The organism is Pseudarthrobacter sp. AB1, from assembly GCF_014926485.1.
In the GTDB taxonomy this organism is placed as follows: Bacteria; Actinomycetota; Actinomycetes; order Actinomycetales; family Micrococcaceae; genus Arthrobacter.
The window spans coordinates 1-24,224 of the sequence record NZ_PZKO01000073.1; the positions used below are offsets into that span (position 1 = coordinate 1).

General features: G+C 59.4%; 22 protein-coding genes, 1 tRNA gene and 2 pseudogenes. 14 read left to right on the forward strand and 11 right to left on the reverse strand.

From position 1 onward, the window contains the following. From DAD99_RS20595 to DAD99_RS21955, 4 genes and pseudogenes are all read left to right on the forward strand, one after another. Positions 1-272 (forward strand): annotated as a pseudogene (locus DAD99_RS20595) (IS110 family transposase); the annotation flags it as partial. Positions 273-726: 454 nt separating this feature from the next. Further along, a complete protein-coding gene (locus tag DAD99_RS21945; RefSeq protein WP_227008343.1) occupies positions 727-1,131 on the forward strand; it encodes a transposase in 405 nt (134 codons plus the stop codon). 65 nt (positions 1,132-1,196) lie between these two features. Beyond that, positions 1,197-1,496: a transposase gene (locus DAD99_RS21950; RefSeq protein ID WP_227008339.1), complete on the forward strand. Its 300-nt coding sequence runs from the start codon at positions 1,197-1,199 to the stop codon at positions 1,494-1,496. A gap of 18 nt (positions 1,497-1,514) precedes the next feature. Beyond that, the gene (locus DAD99_RS21955) at positions 1,515-1,787 is read left to right on the forward strand and encodes a transposase (RefSeq protein WP_309233448.1); all 273 of its coding nucleotides are present in this window, start codon (positions 1,515-1,517) and stop codon (positions 1,785-1,787) included. A 478-nt stretch (positions 1,788-2,265) separates the two neighbouring features. Here DAD99_RS21955 and DAD99_RS20605 read toward each other — a convergent pair whose 3' ends face one another. After that, the gene (locus DAD99_RS20605; RefSeq protein WP_193343045.1) at positions 2,266-2,559 is read right to left on the reverse strand and encodes a type II toxin-antitoxin system RelE/ParE family toxin; all 294 of its coding nucleotides are present in this window, start codon (positions 2,557-2,559) and stop codon (positions 2,266-2,268) included. Then, entirely contained in the window at positions 2,556-2,831 is a 276-nt protein-coding gene (locus DAD99_RS20610; RefSeq protein WP_193343046.1) for a type II toxin-antitoxin system Phd/YefM family antitoxin, read from the reverse strand. Before DAD99_RS20610 ends, DAD99_RS20605 begins: the two co-directional genes overlap by 4 nt. A gap of 384 nt (positions 2,832-3,215) precedes the next feature. Between DAD99_RS20610 and DAD99_RS20615 the strand changes: the two genes are divergently transcribed. Then, the gene (locus tag DAD99_RS20615; protein WP_227008340.1) at positions 3,216-3,506 is read left to right on the forward strand and encodes a hypothetical protein; all 291 of its coding nucleotides are present in this window, start codon (positions 3,216-3,218) and stop codon (positions 3,504-3,506) included. A 39-nt stretch (positions 3,507-3,545) separates the two neighbouring features. Here the strand turns inward: DAD99_RS20615 and DAD99_RS20620 are convergent, their stop codons facing one another. Then, positions 3,546-3,731: a hypothetical protein gene (locus DAD99_RS20620; protein ID WP_193343047.1), complete on the reverse strand. Its 186-nt coding sequence runs from the start codon at positions 3,729-3,731 to the stop codon at positions 3,546-3,548. 56 nt (positions 3,732-3,787) lie between these two features. On the opposite strand from DAD99_RS20620, the pseudogene DAD99_RS20625 reads away from it, so the two are divergent. Further along, a pseudogene (locus DAD99_RS20625) lies at positions 3,788-4,049 on the forward strand (hypothetical protein). Positions 4,050-4,144: 95 nt separating this feature from the next. Here DAD99_RS20625 and DAD99_RS20630 read toward each other — a convergent pair. The 3 genes from DAD99_RS20630 to DAD99_RS20640 form a co-directional block, all read right to left on the reverse strand. Then, positions 4,145-4,227: transfer RNA gene (locus DAD99_RS20630), tRNA-Leu, on the reverse strand. A gap of 119 nt (positions 4,228-4,346) precedes the next feature. Continuing rightward, on the reverse strand, positions 4,347-7,148 hold the full coding sequence (locus tag DAD99_RS20635; RefSeq protein WP_193343048.1) for a class I SAM-dependent DNA methyltransferase: 2,802 nt from the start codon (positions 7,146-7,148) through the stop codon (positions 4,347-4,349). Continuing rightward, the gene (locus tag DAD99_RS20640; RefSeq protein WP_193343049.1) at positions 7,148-10,453 is read right to left on the reverse strand and encodes a helicase-related protein; all 3,306 of its coding nucleotides are present in this window, start codon (positions 10,451-10,453) and stop codon (positions 7,148-7,150) included. The genes DAD99_RS20635 and DAD99_RS20640 overlap by 1 nt, the downstream gene beginning before the upstream one ends. A 361-nt stretch (positions 10,454-10,814) precedes the next feature. Between DAD99_RS20640 and DAD99_RS20645 the strand changes: the two genes are divergently transcribed. Genes DAD99_RS20645 through DAD99_RS21965 form a run of 3 tightly spaced genes read left to right on the forward strand, consistent with a single transcriptional unit; the run spans position 10,815 to position 13,085 of the window. Continuing rightward, complete coding sequence (locus DAD99_RS20645; protein WP_193343050.1) at positions 10,815-12,572, forward strand: DUF7019 family protein; 1,758 nt, start codon at positions 10,815-10,817, stop codon at positions 12,570-12,572. A 29-nt stretch (positions 12,573-12,601) separates the two neighbouring features. Beyond that, positions 12,602-12,823: a hypothetical protein gene (locus DAD99_RS21960; protein WP_227008341.1), complete on the forward strand. Its 222-nt coding sequence runs from the start codon at positions 12,602-12,604 to the stop codon at positions 12,821-12,823. A 28-nt stretch (positions 12,824-12,851) separates the two neighbouring features. Next, on the forward strand, positions 12,852-13,085 hold the full coding sequence (locus DAD99_RS21965; RefSeq protein WP_227008342.1) for a hypothetical protein: 234 nt from the start codon (positions 12,852-12,854) through the stop codon (positions 13,083-13,085). A 299-nt stretch (positions 13,086-13,384) separates the two neighbouring features. Here DAD99_RS21965 and DAD99_RS22375 read toward each other — a convergent pair whose 3' ends face one another. Further along, a complete protein-coding gene (locus DAD99_RS22375; RefSeq protein WP_375372285.1) occupies positions 13,385-13,981 on the reverse strand; it encodes a GIY-YIG nuclease family protein in 597 nt (198 codons plus the stop codon). A 455-nt stretch (positions 13,982-14,436) separates the two neighbouring features. On the opposite strand from DAD99_RS22375, the gene DAD99_RS20660 reads away from it, so the two are divergent. Next, positions 14,437-15,255: a hypothetical protein gene (locus DAD99_RS20660; RefSeq protein ID WP_193343052.1), complete on the forward strand. Its 819-nt coding sequence runs from the start codon at positions 14,437-14,439 to the stop codon at positions 15,253-15,255. A 761-nt stretch (positions 15,256-16,016) separates the two neighbouring features. On the opposite strand, the gene DAD99_RS20665 is transcribed toward DAD99_RS20660, so the two are convergent. Continuing rightward, positions 16,017-16,277, reverse strand: a complete 261-nt coding sequence (locus DAD99_RS20665; protein ID WP_193343053.1) for a ribbon-helix-helix protein, CopG family — start codon at positions 16,275-16,277, stop codon at positions 16,017-16,019. A gap of 276 nt (positions 16,278-16,553) precedes the next feature. On the opposite strand from DAD99_RS20665, the gene DAD99_RS20670 reads away from it, so the two are divergent. From DAD99_RS20670 to DAD99_RS22220, 4 genes are all read left to right on the forward strand, one after another. After that, the gene (locus DAD99_RS20670; RefSeq protein ID WP_193343054.1) at positions 16,554-17,150 is read left to right on the forward strand and encodes an RNA polymerase sigma factor; all 597 of its coding nucleotides are present in this window, start codon (positions 16,554-16,556) and stop codon (positions 17,148-17,150) included. After that, positions 17,116-18,153: a CU044_5270 family protein gene (locus tag DAD99_RS20675; RefSeq protein WP_193343055.1), complete on the forward strand. Its 1,038-nt coding sequence runs from the start codon at positions 17,116-17,118 to the stop codon at positions 18,151-18,153. The genes DAD99_RS20670 and DAD99_RS20675 overlap by 35 nt, the downstream gene beginning before the upstream one ends. Positions 18,154-18,572: 419 nt before the next feature. Beyond that, positions 18,573-18,956 carry a hypothetical protein gene (locus DAD99_RS20680; RefSeq protein WP_193343056.1) on the forward strand — a complete coding sequence of 128 codons (384 nt, stop codon included), beginning with the start codon at positions 18,573-18,575 and terminating at the stop codon, positions 18,954-18,956. A 76-nt stretch (positions 18,957-19,032) separates the two neighbouring features. After that, positions 19,033-20,532, forward strand: a complete 1,500-nt coding sequence (locus DAD99_RS22220; RefSeq protein WP_193343057.1) for a DUF2971 domain-containing protein — start codon at positions 19,033-19,035, stop codon at positions 20,530-20,532. 264 nt (positions 20,533-20,796) lie between these two features. On the opposite strand, the gene DAD99_RS20690 is transcribed toward DAD99_RS22220, so the two are convergent. From DAD99_RS20690 to DAD99_RS20700, 3 genes are all read right to left on the reverse strand, one after another. After that, positions 20,797-21,240 (reverse strand): hypothetical protein, encoded by a 444-nt coding sequence (locus tag DAD99_RS20690; RefSeq protein ID WP_193343058.1) that lies wholly within the window; start codon positions 21,238-21,240, stop codon positions 20,797-20,799. Positions 21,241-21,541: 301 nt separating this feature from the next. Then, positions 21,542-22,147, reverse strand: a complete 606-nt coding sequence (locus tag DAD99_RS20695; RefSeq protein ID WP_193343059.1) for a DNA-binding protein — start codon at positions 22,145-22,147, stop codon at positions 21,542-21,544. 442 nt (positions 22,148-22,589) lie between these two features. Beyond that, positions 22,590-24,146 (reverse strand): IS1182 family transposase, encoded by a 1,557-nt coding sequence (locus DAD99_RS20700; protein ID WP_193343060.1) that lies wholly within the window; start codon positions 24,144-24,146, stop codon positions 22,590-22,592. Positions 24,147-24,224 lie beyond the last annotated feature (78 nt).

The window sequence follows — 24,224 nt, forward strand, 5'->3', positions numbered from 1 at the left end:
CCGCCCTCAACATCGCGAAGCAAAAGCACGGCTTCTTGTCCATCCGGTACAAGCGGCTCGCCAACCGGCGTGGCAAGTCCCGCGCCATTGTCGCGATCGGACACAGCATCATCACCGCGGCCTACAACATGCTCGCCAACGGTGTCTGCTACGAGGAACCACCCCTGCGGCACTACGGCCAGGCCAACGCAGACAGAACCCGCCAACGCGCGCTCAAGGACCTCACCCAACTCGGATTCGAGGTGACGATCACACGCACCCCAGCCGCATGACTCCCCACATTTTCGTATCAGTTGGCACGTTGACGTGGGAAAATGCAATCTAAATTGAGACGGACCCGGTCGGAACCGTCTCACTTTAGAGACATGAGGTGAGGGTGGTTGGGTTTCCTGTCCGTCCGGGGCGGCCATTGTCGCCGGGCGGTCCTGCGGCGCCGGCTTGATGCGGGCGGGTTTCCGTCGTGTTGGTGAGGCGGCGCCGCGGGGCCTATTGCCCGGCGGAAATGTCCTTGTATCCGGACGGCAGGGGCCCGACTCCAGGCTGGTGAGGGGCCGGGGCCTTCTGTTTCACAGCGTCCGTGGGTTGCCAGTGAACAACCTCTTGGCTTGAGGCCTTCGTGAGAGTTGCATTGGTAGTGCCACATGTGAGTTTTGGGAGGTCCCGGCTATATTTCAGCATACGTTTATTGGGCTCGATGTTCACGCGGTTTCCGTTGTCGGCTGCGCCCTGAATCCTGACACCGGAGAACTGGTCCGGATGCAGATGGACTCGGACCCGGCGGTCGTTTTGGATTGGGTCCGCCGGTTCGAGCCGCCGGTGAAGGCCGTGTACGAGTCGGGCCCGACCGGGTACGTCCTGGCCCGTTTCCTGCGGGAGGCCGGCGTTGACTGTGTGGTGGCTGCGTCCTCGAAGCTGCTGCGGGCGCCGGGAGACAAGATTAAAACGGACAAGCGAGACGCCCGGCTTTTGGCGGAAATGCTCGCCCTGGGCCAAGTCACGGAAGTGCGGGTCCCGACGCGGGAGCAGGAGGACCTCCGGGATTTGTCCCGGCTGCGGGCCACGGCGGCGAAGAACCTCGCCCATGCCCGCCAGCACGTGAACGCGATCCTGCTCCGCCACGGCATCCGCTAACGAAGGAGACCAAGTGGACCCAGGAGCACCAAGCGTGGCTGCGCCGGCAGCGTTTCGACTCCCCGATGCTGCAGTTCACCTACGAGGGCAACGTGGAACAGGCCGAACTGCTCGCCGCGCACCTCAAACGCATCGACCAGCGCGTCGCAGAGGTCGCCAAGGACTGCCACTACACGCCGGTGATCGACGCGTTGATGTGCCTGCGCGGCATTCAGGTCACGACCGGGTTCGGGCTCGCCGTGGAGATCGGCGACTGGACACGCTTCACCGGGTCCACCATCGGCTCCTACGTGGGTCTCGTGCCCAGCGAGCAGTCCTCGGGCCAATCCCGGCACCAGGGCCCGATCACTAAGGCCGGGAGCTGATACGCACGCAAGCTGCTGGTGGAGGCAGCCTCGCAGCACCGGCGCCCCTATGCCAGTCCCGGGCTGCGCCTGCTGCGGCAGCTGGACCTGGTCGGCCCGGCCACCCGGATCCGGGCCCTGGAAGGCAACCACAGGCTCCACCACAAATGGGAAGTCTTCGATGCCCGTAAGAAAAGATCCGTCACGGCCAACACCGCGATCGCGAGGGAACTCGCCGGCTGGTGCTGGTCCCTGGCCGCACCCCTCCAGCAAGGCGAACACGGGCAAGGGGAAAGCATGAACGCGGCGTAAAGAACGTGCCCTCCGGATGCGTGGCCGGGCGTGACGTGGCAGCACTTGGGGCTAACTCGAGACCCAACTATGAGCACACGGCCCTCGCCGTTGACGCTCGATTTTAGACAGCGATACGCCCCAGCCGAACAATCGTCATGCGGTAACCCAACCCGCGAATATCAGTCTGACACTGCAGTCGAATACAAGACTCGCCAGCACGACCGCCACACCCGGACGGGCACCCCAATGAGCGGCCCCCCACCAAAGAAGTTGGGAGCCGCTCACCACTGCCCCTTGACAATCCTTCCCGCATATCAGTTGGCCATTCCGCATGGAAGGCCCTGCCTCCTTGTCCCACATGGGGCCCCAAGAAGAACGCCCGCACTGGAAGGGCCGACGCAAGCGTGAGCGATGCCGGAGCTGCGATGACGGTCGTTTCGTCAGTCTGAGTTGGGGGAGAGGCGTCCAATTGGCACAACTTCGAGGAGTTCGGCTGCTAACGCGGCTTGTAGAGGTCCGCACGGTGTTCGATGCGGTGGACGTATAAGGTGTGTTGTTCGATGTCGAGGGTGAACAACACGCGGTAGTCACCACGGCGTGCGGTGCGCAGTCCGAGGAGTTCGTTGGTGAGGGGCTTGCTGAGTCGGCGGGGGTCGTCGGCCAGGACACCGGTGACGAATTCGACGATTGCGGCGGCAGCCGTCTCCGGCAGCCGACGAAATCCTTTCAGCGCGGGGATGGTGACTTCGATTTTCCATGGCCCTTGCGCGTTGGATGGTTCCTCGGTCACTTCGGCGGTAGTCCAAGCTCACGGCGCAGGTCAGCGCCGCTGGTTGTGTTGCCTTCGGCGATGTCGCGCCGGGCCTGGTCCAGGTCTTCGCGATTACCGGGCTGCGAGAGCCAGTGGAGTGTTTCCTGCAGGGACTCCAGGTCGTCGGCGGACATCAGCACGGCTGAGGGGTGCCCGTGGCGGGTGATCTGGATGATCTCATGCGTCTTGTCTGCTTCCTCTACAAGCGCGGAGAGCTTGTCCTTGGCTTCGCTGAGCGGTACCGTTCTCATACCTTAAATATAGCCTGAAATTCGGCTAATCACTAGCCTGACTTTTAGCCGATAATAATGATTATGTAAGGCTGTACTCTGCGCATCTCATCAGATGAATCACGCCACCCACCCCTGCTGTCCTGTCTCAGTTTTGTTGGCCAGAATCTCAGTTAATCTGGCCACCTACGGATCGAGGCCTCCTGTCTCACTCAAGTTGGCCGCGGCAGTTCGACGACTTCCCAGTCCTCGCAAGGGCGAACAGCTTGCTCCGTCAGCCGGAACACATACGGAATGGCCATGCATCTGCCCTGGGGCTGGGTTGGTACGGTGGAATTGTCCCGCCTGGTTCCCCCAATCCCAGGCGGGACAACCTTTTGTCAGAAGGAGAGATGGACTGTGGGCATGCGAAGCTTCTTCACCCGGCGCCGAACACCAGCTGCAGCGGAGTCCTCCGCCGTCGTGCTGGCCACGGAACCCGAGCCGCTGACGCCCGCGCAGTTGGCAGACCTGGAAGTGGCGTGGGCCGAACTGCGTCAGGCGGTCCAAGAGTCAGGGGTGACCTCGTTCCTTGCCTGCACACGGGACGGGAGCCGCTGGCAAGAGGACCAGGGGTCCGTACGCGCCATGACGGACACGATCAGGCGCACCCAGAAGTACACTGCCGAGGGACTCCAAGACGGTCCGGCGCGGTAGGGACGGGCCTGCCGGATGGCAGACCCGCCCTGACCCCGGTTAGCTTCCTTCGTCGTTGCGGACCTTGGAATTGGCGCGGTACGCCATGATCGAAGCTCCAAGCGCTGCAAGCGAGAGCACGAAGTTCGCGGCCGAAGTGACGTGGAAGGACGGGCCGGTGACGTACGGGACCTGGGTGTGGAGCTCGGCGGTAACCCGCCGGGAAGATTTGAACAGAGCGAACATGGGAGAACGAACCAACCGTGACAGCAACAGTAAGTGAAACAACCCTCGACGCACCGGTGGATGTCCGGTTCACCGCCGCAGGCACTCCCCTGGCCGTCCGCTACGACGGGCGCGTGTGGGCCGTGGCAGCGGAGCCGCTGCACTGGTTCAGCCGGGACTCTTGGTGGGAAACCCGCCGTACCGCCGCCAAGGGCAGCGGTGATCTGGTGAGCATCGAGCACTGGTGGGTGCAGGTCCGCCTCGGCGCTGCGTACCTTCGAGCTGCGCCGCGACCCGCTGTCGGACCAATGGCTGCTGGCGACCGTCACTGACAACTGAGGCATGCCCTACGGCAATGCTCCTCAAAGCGGACCATGACCTGGTCGTAACAGAAATGACCCCCGGAAACCCATGGGTTTCCGGGGGTCTTTCGGTGCGCGAAGGGGGACTTGAACCCCCACCCCCTTTCGAGGACTAGCACCTCAAGCTAGCGCGTCTGCCATTCCGCCACCCGCGCGTGATGGTGATGCGGAGATGTAGGCCCATTGGCTTTACATTCCTCCGCAGCAGCGAGAAGAACATTAGCACAGCGTTCCTCAAACCAAACCCAATGATCCAGCAGTCCGTGGCAACGCCTCAACGGTGCAGCGAATATTTTACGTATCGCTCGAGCAATAGTCTCTCTCGATCCAACTGGACGGCGTCCTTCGGGATGTCGAAGAAAGCATTCACCTGCTCGTCGAGTGCGAAATGGGTGTTCAGCAAATCCTGTGGCATTGCTTCAGGCTCATAGAGACTTTCCAGCGAGACACCGGGATGGTTGGCTCGCGCGGCGAGAACCGCTGCCCCGGCATCAACAATTGCCTTTCGCGAGTCAGCATCTGCCATGCCAAGTGGGAAGTTGTTCCAAACGATTGTGTTCGAAAATCGGAAGTCTGACTTGATACGGCCACCGACCAGGCGTTGCCAATCGATAAAAAGCGATGACGAAATCAAGGCAAACAGGAACCCGTCAGCGTCAGATGCGGTGAAGTTGGCGTCGCTGGAGATGACTGACGGTTCGAACCTCTGGGCCGTGCAGTAGTCCCGGTCGGCTGAGAAATGACGCGGTATGCACAAGTAGGAAACTTCCGGTTGGCGAATCTCAGTGAACAGGTGAGGGATGGCTGCCTGATCGCGAGTAGCTGCTTTTGTACTGGCTTGGCGCATTCGTTTGACGTTGGCTACCCGTTCCCGCAGGACCGGCGAGGCTTCAATTTCGGTTCTTGGTGCTCCTACAAGCCACAGACACCACCGATCTGCGCCGCTGATTAGCTCGTCAGCGCCAACAAACGACCGCACATATTTTGCTGCAAGGGGGTCGGCCATAACGCTGGCGTAAGCCGGCTTTTTCACTACCAGACTCCCTCCGTCCGCTGGTTTGGACCCATAATTCACCTCAGGCAGGGATGCCGTCAGCGGCTTGGAACGTTTCCTGACTAAGACGTTGGGTCCATCAACCAGGTAGGCGTTTATGAACGGGACTTCCCTGTGTTGGATGGGTCCTTTCCCTTCGTTGTAGTCCCATAGCTGAGGTTCAGGGCCTTCTTTATCGAATCCAACGATGACGCAGTGGACTGCAGCCTTGCCGGAGGCTTCTGATTCCCAAGGAAACGTTCGGTGAGCGAAGCGAACTCTCCAGCCAGCTTTGAAGATGGGTTCGAAGAGGGCTGGTACAGGCTGTCCCTGGGCAATTGAGTTTGTCGTGACGTAAGCGAAACGCGCTCCTTGGGCTGGAGCGAGGAAGCTGAGCGCTTTGGCGTGCCATCCAGTGACGTAATCGAGGTAGCCGTCATATTGCGCTCCCCACGCCAGCTGGAGGTCTGCAGTTTGCTCAGCTGTTCGGAGCGATTGACCGGCGTATGGAGGGTTACCCGCGACGATAGTGTCGTCGTCCGGTTGGAAGAGGTCCGTCCAGTCAAAGCGGAGGCTGTTGCCCCTGCCCAGGTTGTCTTCAGTTGCAGTTACGATGGTGGCTTGCCGCTGGATTGGGAGCCTCTCGGGTGCGTATCCCAGCCGGGTGATCATCTGGAGATCGCACTGTCGGTCCATGAGGAACATCGCCGTTTCAGCTATCTTCGCGGGCCACTCATCGATTTCAATACCGAAAAAGTTGTCGAGAACAACCTTAGGGTCGAGGAAAGACTTCTTGCCTCGCCCTTGACGGTCGTCGACCGTTCCCACAGGCATCTCCAGCTGGCCGGCATCAACGTTGCCACGTTGCGCTTCCTTGAGCTTCAATCTCTCCAGGATCGAAATTTCCAGCAGACGCAGTTCACGGTAGGCGATGATGATGAAGTTTCCGCACCCGCACGCTGGGTCCAAGAAGCGAATGCGCCCAAGCCTCTCGCGAAGCTTGGTCAGCATTGCAGTCTCTTCCCGGTGATCAACGGCTTTCGCGAATTCCGCGCGAAGTTCATCTAGGAACAGAGGATCGATGGTTCGAAGGATGTCCTTCTCCGACGTGTAGTGCTCCCCGAACTCGCGCCGCGTTTTGGCGTCGCGGACAGACTGGAACATGGAACCAAAGATGGCCGGTGAGATGTCCGCCCAGTTTGATGAACTAGCCTCCAGGATGGCTGTCCGGAGTGACTGTGCAACGGGCGGTAGTGTGATCCGCTCGCGGAAAAGGCCGCCGTTCACATATCTAAATCCATTGAAGTGCGCCGGCGTACTTCCCCTGTCCCCGGGAGTTGTATCCAAATATTCGAACAGATCGTTGAGGCGGTCGGCTAGGTCGCTGCCGTCTGGGCGCGTGTGGTTGATGATGAAATTCTGGAACAAGTCCTTGTCCCACATGTCCGTGTCGTCTCCGAACATGAGAAAGAGAATCCTGGCCAGGGTTACCGAGATTTTGTGCTCGGCGGCCCCCGCCACTTTCAGTGCATCGAACATCGAAGCCATGAGCTTGGATGCACGCTTGGTTTCCTTCTCCGTCTCGACATCGAAGGCTCTTTTTACGCGTTCAATCACATCGGTGGCGCTTAGGCTTTCGGTCACTCCCAGAGTGATGGCCTCAAGCCGTTTCAGGAGCTTCGGGTTCTCCTTGCCAGCCGTATGCAGGTGCGACGTAAGTCTCGTGTTGATGCTGCCGGCTTTGACGGTTCGGACCGGCCAGCGCCAAACCTGTTTTGTGTCATTGTGAAAAATGACCAGGCGGTCGGTGGACTTCTTGGCGATGGCGCGGTCAATGGCCGCTTGGTCCGATGAACTGGGAAGCTCGGGGCATACCCACACTCGGAGCCCCTTATAGCTGGACACGTTAGAGACGCTGTAACTGTCAGCACCGTCTAGTTGGACCTTGAGGGTTGGCTGGTCCGGCCTGGACCATCTCAGGTGTTCCAGGAAGAGCGTTTGATAGTCATGCTTGTCAACGAGGTCAGTCAGCGTGTTCGGCATTAGTCCCGGACTCCTAGCGAGCAGACAACCCGCAACGGGTCTTTGTCCACGGATTTGATTACAAGTTTTTCGTCTTCATGAAGCTGGTTAAGGATGGCGACGAGATCATCATCGGAGACGCGATTCCTCAGAGCGCCGCGGAGTTTCATTTCGGCTGCTTTCTGCAGCGGTCGCTCATGCAATGCGTTCAGGGCGTCCTCTCCACCTCGCATGAAGAGTGTGCCGGTAAATCGTTCCCAGATCCGTTTCCGGACGCCTTTTAGGTTGCCTGTGGCCACACCTTCGCTGGAGAGCGGACCATGAACCAAGTGCTGCAGCCGCTCGAAGTGATCATCTCGGAGCTCTGCGGTGGGGGTTTCCGGTTCAGCATAGAAGAGCTTGAAAGCCTCGTATGGCGTGATCAGTCTTTCGCGCTCCCTCATGCCGTCCTCGCCGCCCTTGGAGACGGCGAATGCATCCACACCTGACGTTGTGTTGACATAGCAAACGACGCAGCTGTTGGACTCGTGAATGTATTGGTTTCGGGTTGACTGCACCATGTCCGGCATTGCCAATACTCGATGCGCAATGTCGGAATGCTTCTCAAGAGCGTTGCTCCAGACCAGCCACGCTTCACTGACCGCGTCAGCCTCCTCATCGCCAACTCCATCGTCTTCAAGCGTTCCATCGTAGAAGTTGTCGAGGATTCGTATTTCGCTATCGCTTCCAAAGAACTGCTCATCGGAGCCAAAGGCCTGTGCCGATGACTCAAGACGTTGCTTGATGCGCTGACGGAGGCTGATCTGTTCTTCAACTCTTTCGTGCGAGATCAAGTAGACGTAGACGCTCAGAGATTTCTGACCAATTCGGTCGACACGACCGGCGCGCTGGATGAGCCGGATGATGGCCCAGGGTAGGTCGTAGTTCACCACAATGTGCGCATCCTGAAGATTCTGGCCCTCCGACAACACATCCGTCGCTATCAAAACATTTATAGGATCCTCAACCTCTTGGTCACTTGGCTCAGCGCCCGGAAGCGTGTTGGATGCCGGGGAAAATCTACGAGCGGCGTCGGCGGGTCGACTGGCCTTGTCTCCTGTCGCGAGGCCAACATTCTGAATGCCTGCTTCTTGTAAAGCGCGCGCAACATATTCAGCAGTGTCCTTGTACTCAGTAAAAACAAGGACTTTCTCGCCGGGATGCTCCTTGGTGAGAAGGTCGACCAACGCATTGATTTTGGAGTCCTTGGACGAGTCCCAGGCGCCATATCTCTCCAGAAGCCAGGTCAGTGTGTCGTTGTCGCGCTTGAGGTCGGCTGCCAAAGCATCGGTGAAAATGATCGAGTTGAGCCACTTTGTGGATTCCGACAAGTGTTTTTGGAGGTGTTCATATCGTGAGGACGGTGAGCCATGGGTGCCGTCGGCATCCTCGATGTCCTCGTCGCTAACTCCAAATTGTTTATCGCTGAAGTTGCCAAGAGGCACTCGGAGCCGGTTTTCGATGGCGTACAGAAACAGCTCGTTCCTAGAACGCTGCCGCTGCAGGGACTGGATGAAGGAGTGCCCGGAAGACGAAAGTCGCTTGAATAGACCTGTCCTTACGAAGCCTGCTACGTTGCCTCTGCCGGTTTTGATGTCCTCAAGGATCTTCTTGTCCTCGTCAGTGTGCCGGCGTTTGGGTGAATCGTAGGAGGCCAAGACGTACCGGGGAAGCAACAGCGACTTGATGGCATCGAGAGTTTCATCGTCTTCCATCAGACGCGCAGGGTCGTCATCATCGAAATCATGACTAACGGGTTTCGATATTCGCGTAGGAAAGAAGAACGGCTTGCCGTCCGAGAACTGCAGGTATTCGAGCTCTACAGTCTGCCCATCAGCTAGCTCGACCTGCTTCTTCTTGGCGGTTCGCTTAATGAAGGACCGGGTCCGGCGGACTAGATGATCGCTCATCAACCGTTTCCAGTCCTCCGCCTCCTCCGACAGACGGAATGCTGCCAGAGTGTTGATTTTTCCATCAACCTTTTCGGCGAGGGCGGGGTCTGCTGCCAATGCTGCCATCGGTTCAATACCTAGATCGTCATCTTCATCCAGGTAGAGGCCGATTTGGTTGGCTACGTCTTCAAACGCAAGGTTGTACGGGGTAGCCGTCAGCAGCAGTACTTTAGAATCGTTGCCACGGACGTACTGCTGTATAGCCTCGTAATCCTTTCTAGTGTTTGTGCGCAAGTTGTGGGACTCGTCACAGATTACGAGCTGGAATCGCTTTAGTTCCGGAAGTACCTTCGCTGCCATGGAGTATGGGACTACTCGGCCGTTGATGTCATAGGCATCAAGATGTTTCTGCCACATCTCCTCCAGGTTTTTCGGGCACAAAACCAGGGTGGAGTAGTCTTCCCCCGCTTGAAGAAGCATTGCGGTGGCTACCGCTGTCAGCGTCTTGCCTAGGCCAACCACGTCCCCCAACATCGTGCCTCCGCGACGAATAATCCGGCGGGCGAGGATTCGGACGGCACTCTCCTGATATTCGAGCAGCAGATTCTGCATGGACGGCGGCAGCACGTAGCCGTAGCCATCACGAACGTCCTGAGACATGGAATGGCAGACCTTCAGGAAGACCTCAAACGGTGTCGGCTGTTTTTCTGCCGCCCAGGATTCCTCGATTAGCTCGATGATTTGTTCAGTGATCGGCAGGGAGAATGGATCATCCCAGTGGGTGGTGAACCACTCATCCAGCTTTTGGGCAGCGTCTTGGTCCAAGACATCGACATTGAGTTCAAGGTTCCTGTAGAGACCAGATGCAGTGAGATTCGATGATCCCAGGTACCCCATGATGGGGAGTGCGTAATGCCCGGGATTATGAAGGATGTACGCTTTGCCGTGCAGCGGCCGCCTGGTAAATACCTTGATTTCGACCAAGCCCGCACGGAGCTGTCTTTTCAACGCACGCAATGATGACTGGCCCTCTTTTGTCGACAGACCCCGCATGAGTTGTTCCCGCAAATGGTTAACAAGCTGAGCTTGCCGATTACGGGCTGACTCGAAGTCCGCGATATTTGCGTGAGGGTCTGGTACCCGAACCTGATCCTGAAGGTCCTGCAACATAGCTTCCGCTGCTGAAGGTGCGACCATTCCTACAAGGATCCGAGCTGCGGGGTCCCCGGCAACTCGCTCTGGCAGTTGCTTGGCATCAACGAGATCAGAGAACGTTCCCCATCCGCGCAGGTCGAAATAACCGGTGGCAACATCTATTCGATTGTGCTCTGGAAAGGTCTTAAGGAGGCTGCCTCCAAGAGTGTTGGTCTCAGAGTTGTCGAAGATTGTCGGCATTGTCCCCCACTAGCGTCTTCCCGCCCCTTGTCTCGTACCGGCGCGATTATGACTGCAATCTTATGGCTTGAGCCACGCGTGTCTCGGCATGCCCGCGTCCGGCGATGTCCTCTCGCGGGGCGGCCACAGTCACGCTGCTGCGTTGACCGCAACCCCCGGGATTAAAAACAAGCAAAAATACGGTGAAGCCCTGGGCTCCTTACTCCGGCTTTTAATGGGGAATGCTCACGGAAAGCCTTTTGCTTCGGTATTCACGGCAGCCCTGAGCTGCGATGCCGCTCGCTCGCCGAGAAATTCGAGGTTGTCGAAGAAATCTCGATATACCATCCCCAGTAGACAACGCTCGGGTAATCTGACCCTCATGAACCGCAGAGAGCACCTCGGGGCGTATCACTACATTTCCAATCGGCTCGTATCGGAGCTCTTGTCCATGCCTGAAGTTCCGAGGCCGCGGCGGAAACCTCAGATCCAGGAGATCAGCCCAGAGTTGTCGCTCGAGGGCCCCAAGCTCGGCGCCAAAGTTAGCTTCGCAAAGTATGAAGAGACATTGCATGATCGTGCTGGCCGTGCCACTCGTTTTCTTCAGTCAGGTCACCAGATCGGTGACCTCTCCGAGCCACAGATGCCGTACCTCCGTGTCCGTCTTGATGCATACATGGCGACGTTCAACGTCGTGCAAGGTTGGGATTGGGACGGTGTTCCGACCGATGGGTATGCACAGAACGTTATGTTGCTAGCTTCGAGCCAGGTTGTCGCCGGGAAGCGAGTCTTCGTGGGGTTGATTGGCTCTGCGCACAATATGCTCACGAGTGGCCTTACCAATCCCGTTTCCTACACACAGGGTCGCACTCCGTCCGACATTGACGGATTTTATGCCTTATTCAATCAAATCCGAGAGCGCGAAGACGCGAGAGTTCACAATTCCAGGGTGAACGATGACCACCGCATGACCGACCTCGAGGTCGCTCGCCATGTGATGGCTCTTGCTCAAGGATCGCCCGGAGACGGCCCTCCTCGACGAGTTGAGGTCCTCCTCAAGCTGCATCGACCTCCGCTTTCCGGCCACGTCATTTTGGATAATCAGTTCCTTGCGCCCTACAACCTGGTTATCCTTGGTGCCCCTCTCTGGATCAGGGAGGTGGCGACTTCCGATGGGTCTCCTGCTGTGCCGCTAATGGACGCAGTCGGACCGAGTGGTCACGCAGTCTTCAGCGCAGGACGCCGGGAGCTAGTGGAGTTGGCGCAAGCTGCAGTCGCGAAAAATGTCGCACTGAACGCGTTTCAGGACCAGTTTGAGGAATTAGGCGGGCCACGCATCGCGGACAACGAGCCCTCCGTCTTGGCCAGGAAGAGGTCGCTAGCTGCCGACATCATCGAACTATTTGAGGCTCGGGATACCGCATGTACCGTGTACGCAGAGCACGAGGCCGCCTTCTTGACGTCTGCGAAGGATTTCTCGAATTGGTCTACCTTCGCTGAGTGGTTCACAACCCAGGCGTGTCTGGATGGGGTGCCGCTGGCATACCTCTGCGTTGAGCGAAAGCCGTCTTGGTGGCGCCGCTTCTGGCATCGTGACCAGGCTACACGTGCTCCTGAACAGACATCGATAGCGGGCGTAGTGGTTACGATCTTCTCGGAATCAGACCCTAGCATCAGGGATAACCTGCTTCCCCTCGGAACGTTCCGAGACGCACAGAATCGCGACCATCGTTACCCCGGGAATAGAGGACGGGCAGAGCACGCCCTGCTCACACCGAGCGGTGAGATCTACCCTGTAACGATCTCGTCGTTTCGCCACAGTGACCCTCATGCGCGCGTTGTTTTCCTACGTCCGCGGTCCGAGAACAACCAGCTCGGGCAATATGAGGTACCTTCATCGGACCCAGGTCTCGTCGAACATGCTGCGAGGGCAATGCTGGAGGCTGCCATGCGGTGGCGGATCACACTTAGACGTGCCGTTCCAGAGGCACCTTGGCTGCACGACGAGACTCCATTGGCTCTCGTTCCTCGGACACCTAGGGAAGCGCCTGCTGCCGCCACGATCTCCTCCATTGAAGCAATACTTCGAGACGCCGAGTCTGTCGAGGGTGACGCGCAATCCCTGGTCGACGACGCCTAGCCGCGGGTTGAGCATGCACCTGAAAGGACGTGTTATGGCCCCCACTCATCACCCTCCTGGCCGTCACCCTCCTGCTGCGTGCCGCCGGTGCCGCCGGAATCAGGCCGCTTCGGTCCTGGCACACCAGCCTGTGCGGTGGCCTCGCGGCCATGTTCACGCTTACTGGGACGGCGCACTTTAACGGCGTGCGCGAGGACCTCATAGCAATGGTGCCGCCGGCCCTGCCTCTCTTGAGCTGCTGGTCACACTGACGGGCGTGCTGGAACTGCTTCAGGCGGAGTGACCCTGCTGCTGGTGGCCATGTTCCCGGCGAACGTCCACGCCGCACTCGCCGGACTCATGGTCGACGGCGAACCGGCCACGGCGCTCCTGCCGCGGACGCTGCTGCAGCTGGTATTCATCGCCGCCACGGTCGTCGTGGCGCTCCCCTACATTAGGGCCTTGCCCCGCCGTCGGTTAGCGGCCACACGCACGGCGCTGACCGCCAGGGTCCCGGAAAGTCTCCACGAGTAACTGCAGGAAAGCTGCGGCGGCGGTCCCATCGGATGACTTCCGACCGGGACCGCCGCCCTGTCCCGACCCCGCTCATCGCCCGGCCAGCAAAACCACGGCCGCCTCGAACACCGGAATAAAACACCGGAAACCGCTTCTCAGCCACACACCTCAAACACTACCCACGCGGCCCAACCATCGATCGCGCCCGGACCACAAATCACGCCGTTGCGGGCATCGGCTGGGAACTCGGCAAACGCAGAAGGTGACTTCTTGAAGAACGTGGCTGGCGGCGCCGTCAGCAGCGTACGGTCACAGGACTATGTCCATGTCCGTGCCTCTGCCGCCATGACCGCGCGCGCGGAGCGCAGCTGCTGCAGAGGAGCCGGCACATGGGTGAGATTGAGCGGAGGTCCCCACTGACGGAGAATTCGCTTCTCGATTTCCGTGAGGGTGACGTTCACCCCTGCCGGCTTCGGCCACACAGCGATTGTCAGATGCTTGTGCATCCAGTCGGTCAGCCGGTCGTCTGCGTCCTTCTCAAGGGCGTAGTTGGAAAAGTGGCCGGGCTTCGATTTATTGCGAGGTACTCCACGGAGTTCGAGTGGCTCCCGGAGGAGGGCTGCAAACGATCGACGGACTGTGGACGAACCGGTCGTGGATCTGTCTCCCCGCTCAACGGCAAAGTGGGTTTTCAAATCCCTCGTTACGAGATCGTCTTCAGACTTCCCCACATACAGTGGTCTCTTGGGGTCATGGCCCTCCAGCCCAAGCGTCCGCCAAATGTGAGGTTCCGCATGGACCGCATACAGGCCGGGTGCATTGGGTATGTGATCCGTGGCGTCAGAAATCTTATGGCCGGGACCGGCAAGAGCGCTCATGGCTTCGACCGCTGGGTCCATTTCGCTTGGGTGCATGCCAGCACTGTACCGAACGCATTGGAGCCATACGTGAAAAGGAATTTGATGCTCACGCTCCGGTTCTGGTACTGCTAGCTTCGATCTTTTGGGTGGGCTTTCTGACTTGGCGCAACTACGAACGTACTGCCGAGATTTGGGCTGAGAACATCAGAGGTCGAGGACTGGAAAACGCAGGACTTGGGTGGCTTGTCGACACCGGCACGATGCGTGGACTGGGTGCGGGAAAATCCATCTTCGTGACACTTATGGCGACAGGCATTCTTGTTCAGATTGTTTGGCCATATTTTGCATCAAGATAGGCTCGGTTCCGCTCTTTCTACATAGTTGCGGGCAGAGCTTTCCTAAGAGGAAAGCAGGAGTAGCCACGCGACGGGCGGGAAAAGCTTGGCCGCCAGTAGCAACGGCGGCATGGCAGTGACGGACTACCGAAATGATTCCACTACGCTCAGCTCATGGTTGAACACTTTCGCAAGGAGTACGACAGCCCTGCGTACATGAAACTCTTGAACGCCGGGAGACATTTTCGTTCCCTTGAGGCGGAGATTCTTGACTGGACAGATAAGAACCGCATCCTTGCCCCAACCAGGCTTTCCACCGAAGATGCCTCCACATGTGAGCTCTTCCGGCCGGCCGCTCCGTTCATTCCCGAGCTGGCCTGGAGCTGTAGGTTCGGGGACGGCGTGCACAATCTCAGGTCGGCATTGGAGCTATTAGCATTCGAACTATGCCACATCGATGACGACGTACCTGAAAGACCTGACAGGATCTATTTCCCGGTCGTGGAGGACCAGCCGAACTGGCAGAACCAGACCAGATATCTTGGCTCAATCCCAGCTTCTCTACTTCAGAGAATCCAGGATGTACAACCATGGCATTCAGATTCACCCCGGACCCATGTGCTTGCACTTCTTAATCGACTCAACAACATGGACAAGCACCGAACCACCATCGGGCTGATGGTTTATCCAGGAAAGCTCGAACCTCCTCGAATCCATCCACTACCCGCTGCAGACGACATCGAGACACTCTGGCAAGACCCGTGGATGCAGCTTCAAATAGACCGTCCGCTATCGCCGGAGGCTCTGCCAGCGCTGTGGCACGTTGATCCTGCCCCGATGATCTACTTCGAGAACCGCATGACATTCCTTGGGCATCTGCAGCCGTGGCTGTTCCAGCAGATCAAGAGCATCCTCGGATACATTGCCTCAGGCGTATGGCCAGTCATAGATAACCCGGTTCCAGAGCCCGTGTGGGCGCCCATTCCCAACTAGCTCAGTTATACGTCTGGTCGCCGGCTGCCGAGGCTCTTACCAGCGCCCTCGTGACGCTCATGCGACCCACACCCACGGACTTTCGTCCGTGGCCCCTGAGTGCTCCAACCGCGACCTGAAGACCAGATCAACACTTCCTACGGGCCGTCCGGTAAGGGATCCCTGACCGGACGCGAGTGCTTTCGACGTTGCCGGGCCAAGTTGCAAGTGCGGCGCGGTCCCGGGGGCGGTTCCCACCTCCGGGAAGCCCTCGGACCTGCTGCGCCGACTGGACCTCGGCCAGATCTTGCTCACCCATGAGGCCTTCCACGACCTCCCAGCCATGGCGGCCCGCCGCCTACTTGGAATAGCTCATGGTTCATGCGTGATTCTGCCCGCGCGGGCGCCGCGGTCTCATCCGTAAACGGCAGCCGCATTTCTAAAGTAGGCCCGTCCGGGAGCAGAAACTGTCCGAGGCACGCATGCCCTTTAGCCGGTCGGTGTCCCGCACAGCCCGGGGGTCGTCTCGGTGCTCCGGAGAGGGTGCTAGCCAAGCATTCCGAGGTATTGGGGTCGGCACTTCATCGCGTGGATGAGTTCTTCGCTACCGTCATCCCAGACCAGCACCACGAGTTCCAGTAGTCGGCCGTGGGTATCAAAACCAAGACGGAGGAACCTGCGCGGGTCCTCATCGTCCAAGGGGACCGATACCAGTGGCCAGGTCGCCGCCTCGATCCCGTCCGCGGAACTGATCCCGTGCTTATGTGCGGAGCGGCGGACGATCACGCCGCGTGCGACCAGGCGGCCAAGGCGGCGCGGATCGCTTCGGAGCGGTTGAGGTGCTCGCGCTCGGCACGTGCCATTACCCCCGCAAGTTCCTCGGCCGTCAGTCGTACGGGAATAACCTGTGACGCTTCCGCGCCCCGAGCGGGGCGCCCCATCCGCGATTTCAGTTCCTCGACGTCGTAACCCGCCTCGGCTTCCTTAACCCACTGATCGATCTCGGTTTCCGAGATCTCCCGTCCCTGCATTCTGCGCTCCATACAGGCAATCGTATTACGAATGTTACGCACTGGCTACGGGGCCTTACCGTTGTCCGCAAGGGGATCCTTTACCGGGCACCCCACCAGCTACCCAAGCTCCTTGGCCCTGGGCCCGGCCCTAAGTTGTCAGTCGCACCGATAAGTGGCGGCATTTTCGCGGACCTAACTAAATGGCGCATCTATCCCTCTCGTAGACGTACGCTTCGGTAGGGATCCGTTGAGGCGAAGAAGGGGACGCTCCGTGAACCCTTTTGCGGCCAACGGGCAATACATAGTGTGAGCACAGACAACGACATCATCAGGCGGTCCCGGGACAGCCCCGCAGTTTTCGGGGAGTTGTACGACAGACACGCTTCAGTCATCTACAGATACGCCGCCAGACGGACCGGTGACTTCGCCGCCGACGATGTCACCTCCGAGACCTTTCTGGTCGCCTGGGAGCAGCTAGAAACCTACGACCTCGACCGGGACGACGCCCGGCCCTGGCTGTTCGGCATCGCCACCAATCTGCTCCGGCGGCACCACCGGGCCGAAGCCAAGGTGCTGAAAACCGCCGCTAGAGCGGCTTCGCGGGAAGCCGTGGCCGATGCCTCGGACCGGATTGCCGCCCAGGTGGACGCCGTTGTGGCGACAGGGCGCATTGCCCGGACTCTGAAATTAATGGCCGCCATCGACCGCGAAACGTTGTTGCTCTATGCCTGGGCAGACCTGACCTACGAGGGTATCGCCTCGGCCATGGACGTCCCGGTGGGCACCGTACGGTCCCGCTTGAACCGCGCCCGCCGGACACTGCGGACCGAGCTCAGACTCGAAATACTTGATGAAACGGAGAACGACCATGGACGACTTGCAGCTGCTCCGAGAAATGCGTAGCGACATCGGCTCCGCCCCGCCGGCAACGTTGGCCCTCGGCCGCACCAAACTCATGACCAGAATCAATTCGGCTTCCACCTCCGGGGCATCGACCGATACGCAAGGCAAAGGCTCTGTCAGTCCGATCCGGTTCCGGCGCCGGATCCTGCTCGCGTCGGCAGCTGCAGCACTGCTCGTGGGCGGAATCGTCGTGGCAGACGTTGTCAGGCCCATGGGTCCAGGAGCGACCGCGGAAGCTGCCGAGGTCCTGAACAACGCAGCGGCAGCAACCATCCAGACAGCTGACCCGGTAGTGAATGCGGGACAGTACCTAAAGATTCAAAGCACGAACCTATGGGGCTCGGCGGCGGTGGACGAAAATGGTAAAGAGTATCAGTGGCTGGATACGGAAAAGCAGACAATGTATGTCCCCGCCAACCGGGACAACGAATGGGTATGGGAACGATCAGGCCGAATCCCAACAACATTCTTTGATGAAGCATCCAAGCAATATGTAGACCGCATCCAAGCCGGTGGTCCGGAAGCATACGTACTGCGGGGGGCAAACGGGGCCTTCTACGGACCGGGGAGCGAATCAACTTTCCCTTCTTCCAGTTATCTGGACTCCCTGTCCCGGGACCCCCGAGTGCTTCTGGATGACATCTATCAAAAGACCTCCGGAAAGGGGCAGTCTGTTGACGGTGAGGCATTGGTCTTCATCGCCGATCTCCTGCGTACCGGGGTCGTTCCCGGTGGCCTCCGTGCCGCACTGTATAAGGCTGCGGCTTTGATCCCGGGAGTCACGGTGACCGATGAACAAGCCACTCTCGATGGGCGCAAGGGTATAGCCATCGGCCGGGTCGAAAACTCCTCGCACTTCCGTCAAGACATCATCATCGATGCCCACAACGGGCTTCCCATCGGGGAACGGCAAGTACTCACCGAACCACGAGGCACCATGCCAGTGGGAACCGCGACTTCCTGGACAACGGTAGAAACCACAGTCGCAGACACTGCTCCCTAAGCCGCTGAAGATGACCGCCACCGTGGACATTCTCGGCGGCGGTCATCAACGGCTGCGCTGCCGTGTCTCGAAAAACTACAGGTTTTCAAGACACGCACGCCGTGTCTTGGGGTGTCGAAAAGAATCGCCGACGTGCCGGGCTATGACTTTCGGCGATAAATGGCGGCGTTTTCACAGCGCTGTTTGGCGCATGGCGCCTCCCGCAAGAGGATCCCCAAGCGGACGCGAGAAACCTCTCCCTAGTCCGAGGACGTGAACAAAGCCGCCGATGCCGAGGGAAATCGGCGGAACACCGTGAACAAGCAGGGGACGGGCTGCCGGCCGGGCCTGCGCCACCTAGGCCTCACAGTTTGCGGAGTCCCAGCAAAAGAACGGCTTGAGAAATCGGGTGTCAAACCTCAATGCCATACTCATGTCCCATGAAGACATTGCTTGTAGTGACCAATATCCTGGCCTTTGTTATCTCGTTCGGGGCGATTCTGTGGGCTTGGTTCATTGTCCACAAGGACATGCGTGAGAACTCCGCATTATTTGCTCGGCTGAAGGAGATTGAGCAGCGGTACGCCAACGAGCCCCCTTCAATGTTCGGCGGTGGGTCGCGCACTGAGGAGATGCGAGCAGAGCAGCGGGCGGCGGGGAAGACAATGTTCACCTACAGCGATATGGACAACATGCCTGAGCTGGTCAAGCATCTTATCTACAGCCACGCTGTTAGCGGCCTTGGTTTGCAGGTCTGGCTTGTTGGGGCTGGTCTGGCATTAGGTACGGCAGCGAACGTCTTGTCGCTATTCGTGTCGGTGTAACGAAGCCGATGCCCTCGAGGCCGACACCCCTCTCCGCGGGTCAGGACAGGAAAGTTGAGGATGTGAGGATTGTTTTGTGAGCGATAAGAACGAAAAACCCGATGCGGACAAGCCTGATAATAATGAAACCCATGAGGCTTACGCAGCGGAGCCTACGAATCCTGAGGAGGGTGAGGACACCGAGCCTAACGCTGAGCAGAGCGGTCACGTAGTTAGGCTCGATGAGATACTCACCGATGCGAAGGGTAGCGACGGGCGGGATGCTGAGAAACCTGACTGGGCGGACCCCATCGCCTTCCCGCCAAAGGAACTGGAACGCCTCCAACGGATCATGTCGGCACCTTGGTTGCAAACCTATGCAGCCTCCAATCTGCCCATCACCAATATGGCGAATTCCCTGGGCATTTTGGCACACCTTGACCTGCCGAAACTCGATATTTCGACCCAAATGTTGGAAAGCATCAATCGGATGCTCAAAGTCGCGACACCTGACGTTTCTCAGATGTACAAGGGGCTCGGGAATGCCCTATTGCCCCTCAGTCAGATGCAGATTCAGCAGAACGTATCGCTGAAGCCCATCTCGGACGCTCTAACGAAGTTCATTGAAACTTCCCTGCGGCATGCCACGTTTGCGGGTTTCGCTAAGAGAACTCAGGAGTGGCTCACCACAACGGAAACCCTGCGGTATCGAAGCAACAAGCACGTGTGGCACTACACCAACGGCTATGCGTGCCTGTCCATTATCAAGAGTGGAAACCTTTGGGCATCAAGCCCGGAAAGTCTCAACGACGCTTCCGAGATGACCCATGGACTGACCCTCATACGTGAAGCCTTCGAGAAATTGATGAACGAGGCGAAGGAAGAGGAGGATTACTCCCCCGAGGAGTGGGCTACGGTCGAGTTGCTGATGACCGAGGTCTTGGACGCAACCTACTTCGACACCATATTGAACGAGGTCTATTACATATCCGCTTCCAGTCAGCCTGACAGCCTCACGTTGTGGAGGAATTATGCCAACGGTGACGGCTTTGCACTCGGTCTGAGCACAAAAATAGAACTGTCCGCTGACGGGATCGCCCTGGACGATACTGAGGACACCGAGAGTCTTCGGGACGACATACCTCCCATCAGCGGCTGGTACCGGGTGACTTACAAGAAGAACCAAAAGGAACGACTGGCAACAGAGTTCATCCAGAACGCCATCGAGGACATTGACCGTGCTGGGCAAAGTGACCACGAAGCGTTGGTCAAGGAACTTCGGAAGCAGGCGGTCATCCTGGCGTCAGTGATGAAGCACGATGCTTTCGAGGATGAGAAGGAAGTGCGCTGGATTACGACCAACTTCACCAACTTCGATCCAGTCCATTACGAGCATGGGCGTAGGACAATCGTTCCTGTCCTTCATGTAAGAACTGCGTCACAGGATGAAGAGGCACTGCTACCGTTACGGGGTGTGCGCTGTTCCCCAGTCGCCCCTGACGGCATCGTTCGAACCATTCAGGGCTTGTTGAGACAGAAGGACTACAGGCGGGCGAGCAGCAACGTCAAGAAGTCCGAGCAACCATTCAAGGGCTAACCGCCAGCATGGTGGCTGCGAGACGCAGTTCAGAACGACACCCTCGTTGATGGTGTCGTCTCGCTGGCGGAGGGCGAACGGTGAATCTGTTCCGCAAGCCGAACCCATAACGCCTTAGAATGTGACTTTCGGCGATAAATGGCGGCTTTTTCACGGCGCTATTTGGCTCCTGGTGCAGCCCGCAAGGGGATCCTCCACCGGACACATTCAGAGTGTCCACGGCGGCCAGTTGAATCAGGCGCCACGTGACAAGTGAACCTGGCTTTAGCGGGAGACGTAAACGTTTTGGTGAATGCGGCGGAATCCCTCGGATTCCAATCGCTTAGTGTCGACGTTGTCCTGGACCAGGATCGTGGCTCTGCCGTCTTGGCCACTGAACTGAGTCAGTCGCTCGCCCGCACCGAAATAGGCGCCACACCCGGAATATGTACCGGGCTGTCCTTCAACAAAGTAGACCGCAACGCATGCGTCCTTCCCGTCGGCAGACTCAGCGCCAAAATACTTACGTCCATCGTCTTCGACCAACAGGCGAAGAGTGGAGTCGTTGATTTCTTTGGGAAAGGTGAATGGCTCGGCACCGGGCCGCACGTCTTCGGATCCTGCCTGCTCGTCCAAGGCTGCGATACCGTACTTATCCTCCGCGCATCCCCCGAGCACCATAGGAATTGCCAGAATCGCGACGGCTGGCAACAAGCCAAACTTTTTCATAGGTCCCCCAATAAGCATTGTTGCCTTCGACGCTACCCTCGAACCCCCTGATTGTGCTCGTCGGTTACATCCCAGGCCGCATTAACCAAGGGATCTGACGCTTCAATGCGTTCACCGGCTAGGTATGCGGCAAGTGGCATTTTTCTCTCCCCCACGACGTAGAAATCAAGGCCTATGCCCCCCAGCTGATAGTCCTCCTAGGAGCAAACCAGAAGCCCCTGACAATTTAGCGAGTACTTTTGTCGTCCGGAGTGGGGCTACGTCGATAGAGCACTCGGTGAACGGCCCGATCTTCTTGGCCTTAGGCCTCGGGCTGCTCCTCATGCGTGTCATGCCGGGGAGTTTCGGGTGTGATGCGCTGGAGCAGAGCATCGTGGGCTTCCTGGAGAGCTCCCGCCCGGGCCTCGGCTGCCGCCGCCCGGGTCACAGCCGAGGCTGCAGCTGCCGCCGCGTCACTCGCCGCGGACCGCGCGGCCTTCAGCTGCTCCGCCATCGCCGCGCCCTGGCTTTCAAGCTCGGCGATCCGGGCCTTGAACTCCCGGACAGCTGTTTCATTGTCAGTCGATGCCGTGTCCAGGTCTTTGACCAGCTCGGCGACCTCCTGGTTCAAGTCCTTCTTCTCCTGAGCCCAGATTGCTTCCGCCGTGGCATGGCGCTCGTTGGCCACACCGGACGCTTCCGCCCAGACCGCACCGGCCAGGCGGGCCGCCTGTTCCAGCAGCACCGCCGGCGTCGCCGCGACCTGCCCGCCGGCAGACTGCTTTTCCTCCACCCATTCCTTCAGATAGCGCGTCGCATCAGCATTGCTCACACCGGCTGCGGCACGCACGGTGGACACCGTAGGCCGGCGCTCGGCACTGATCTGCTCCGCAGCAGCAAACACACGGTCTTTAACGCTCAACGTCACGGCGAAACCCTTCAATGTAGTAGTAGGAGTAGTAGCAAAACTACTACTCCTACTACTCCGGAGCAACCACGCGGCAACCTCCCCCGGTCCGGCGCCAGCCTCAGAGGTCGGCCGGAGGGTTGGGACCTCTGGCGTTGATCAACGGTGTTTCCGGGGGGCGCGAGCTTCACGCCCCCGCTCGGTCCCGCGCGCGGCCATGGCCTTGGGATGAAGGAGACGAGGTTCAGAACGACCCGGCAAGAGCTACACCGCTAGGACCGTGCTGATTTAGGCGGATCTGTGACGTCCGGGTTTTCCGGAGGGCCATTTTTTGTGCCGGAGCCGGACGTCGGTTGGGGCGCTGCGGGGCTGAAATCCTGGTCCGTTGCCTGTCTTGGACGCTCCGCGGGGTCTCTGGCCGCTGTTCAGGCCGTTCTCTGCGTGGCGGTCCTGGCCTGTGGTGTTATCCAAGTGCCCAGGCCCCCTCCTGGTTGGTGAGTCCGAGGTTGAGGAGTCGTTTGAGGTTGATTCCGGCAGCACGGGTCATCCACCAGGCATTATTCTTGGTCACCCCGCGGTAAGGGACGCGTCTGGCTCCGCGGGTCATCCACGCGATCGAGCGCTCGACCATCGGCCGGTGTTGCCGGTAGTCCGCCAGGAACTCCGGGTCAGTGGCCTTGGCCCGGTGTTCACGGCGGAGCCGGTCGTGCGGGTGGATCAGCATCTTCCGCCCGTTCTTCGCCATCGTGCACCGGCTCATCAGCGGGCAGGACGGGCAGGCACTGCCGAAACTTGCCCGTCCTTTGACGCTGATCGGGCGGGTGATCTTCGCCGGGCAGGTCACGGTGTTCGCGCTCTCGTCGATGCTGAAGTCATCGACCGTGAACCCGTCGGGGACGGCACGGCCCAGCGGCATCGGTTTGATGACCGGGGTGTGCCCGGCGGCCGTGAGAGCGGCCAGCAGCTCGCCGCTGCCGTAGGCGGAATCGCCCAGCACCTGGACCTGTTGCGTTCCGATGCTNGTGTCGGCGGCGACGAGTTCGGCACCGCGGGCCGCGTCGCTGTTCTCCGGCCCGGCCGCTTTCGTCAGGGCGGCGGCGGTGACCAGGCCGGTCTCGGGCTCGATCACGACGTGGCTTTTGAACCCGTCGATCTTCTTCTGCCGGCTCTTATGCGCGTGCCGGGCGTCCGGGTCAACGGTGGAGATGACCCGGTCCGGGGCGACCTTGCGGGCGATCCTCCACCGACCGTCCGTGCCGTCGGAGCCTTCGGCCGGCTCGACGTCCTGTCCGGCGACCAAGGCCAGGAGTGCAAGTGTTTCCTGCTGCGCCTCGTCCAGGGATTCGGCATCGATACTGCCCAGCACGGTCAGAGCGTCGGTGACCAGCCGTGATACGAGATCATCGCGGGCACCCTTGTCATCCCAGGCAATATCCGGTTTTCCCGGTTTGGAGTAATCATGGCCGGCCAGACCCGTCACCACCAGGTCCGCGCCGGGGATTTCCCGGCCGACCCGGCGGATCTGCGCGATCAGCTGGGTGACCGTGTCCTGCCGGGCCACAGCGTCTTCAAGGATCGTCGAATCAATGGCCCGGCGCCTGCGTCCGGAGAGCGCACCCGAGCCGGCGATGACCTGGGTGACGGCCTCGAAGATACGGTGCGGACGGTCACTTTTCGCCAGGCGCCGACGCCAATACGTCAACACCGTCGGGTGGAACGCGCCCTGATCCAGGCCGAACCCGCACGCCGCCTTCCACCGCAGGTCAAACGTTAATGCCTCGGCGGTTTCGCGGTCGGAGAGATTATGGAGAGTCTGCAGGACCATGACCGAAGCGATCACGTCCGCCGGGGTCGAGGGGCGGCCGCGCCCGGAGGCGAACAGGTCTGCGAACGCGTCATCGGGGAACAGTTCGTGCCGGTGCTCGGCGAGGAACCTGAACACCGAACCGGCCGGGAGCATATGCCCGGCCAGAGCATCGACATCCAAAAGCTGACGCTGACCATCATCACGACCCTGCATAGATCCAGTCTTAACCAAATCCCGGAACGCTCAAGCAGGCGCGCCTTAAGCCCCCAAAATTATTCAGCGCCGTCCTAG

Bases quoted from the DNA above. Each gene is read 5' to 3' on its own strand.
- DAD99_RS21950 (WP_227008339.1), top strand. From the start codon at position 1,197: ATGCTGCAGTTCACCTACGAGGGCAACGTGGAACAGGCCGAACTGCTC.
- DAD99_RS20675 (WP_193343055.1), top strand. From the start codon at position 17,116: ATGGACGACTTGCAGCTGCTCCGAGAAATGCGTAGCGACATCGGCTCC.
- DAD99_RS20640 (WP_193343049.1), bottom strand. From the start codon at position 10,453: ATGCCGACAATCTTCGACAACTCTGAGACCAACACTCTTGGAGGCAGC.
- DAD99_RS20660 (WP_193343052.1), top strand. From the start codon at position 14,437: ATGGTTGAACACTTTCGCAAGGAGTACGACAGCCCTGCGTACATGAAA.
- DAD99_RS22375 (WP_375372285.1), bottom strand. From the start codon at position 13,981: ATGCACCCAAGCGAAATGGACCCAGCGGTCGAAGCCATGAGCGCTCTT.
- DAD99_RS20635 (WP_193343048.1), bottom strand. From the start codon at position 7,148: ATGCCGAACACGCTGACTGACCTCGTTGACAAGCATGACTATCAAACG.
- DAD99_RS20610 (WP_193343046.1), bottom strand. From the start codon at position 2,831: ATGAGAACGGTACCGCTCAGCGAAGCCAAGGACAAGCTCTCCGCGCTT.
- DAD99_RS20680 (WP_193343056.1), top strand. From the start codon at position 18,573: ATGAAGACATTGCTTGTAGTGACCAATATCCTGGCCTTTGTTATCTCG.
- DAD99_RS20615 (WP_227008340.1), top strand. From the start codon at position 3,216: ATGCGAAGCTTCTTCACCCGGCGCCGAACACCAGCTGCAGCGGAGTCC.
- DAD99_RS20645 (WP_193343050.1), top strand. From the start codon at position 10,815: ATGAACCGCAGAGAGCACCTCGGGGCGTATCACTACATTTCCAATCGG.
- DAD99_RS20620 (WP_193343047.1), bottom strand. From the start codon at position 3,731: ATGTTCGCTCTGTTCAAATCTTCCCGGCGGGTTACCGCCGAGCTCCAC.
- DAD99_RS20690 (WP_193343058.1), bottom strand. From the start codon at position 21,240: ATGAAAAAGTTTGGCTTGTTGCCAGCCGTCGCGATTCTGGCAATTCCT.
- DAD99_RS20665 (WP_193343053.1), bottom strand. From the start codon at position 16,277: ATGGAGCGCAGAATGCAGGGACGGGAGATCTCGGAAACCGAGATCGAT.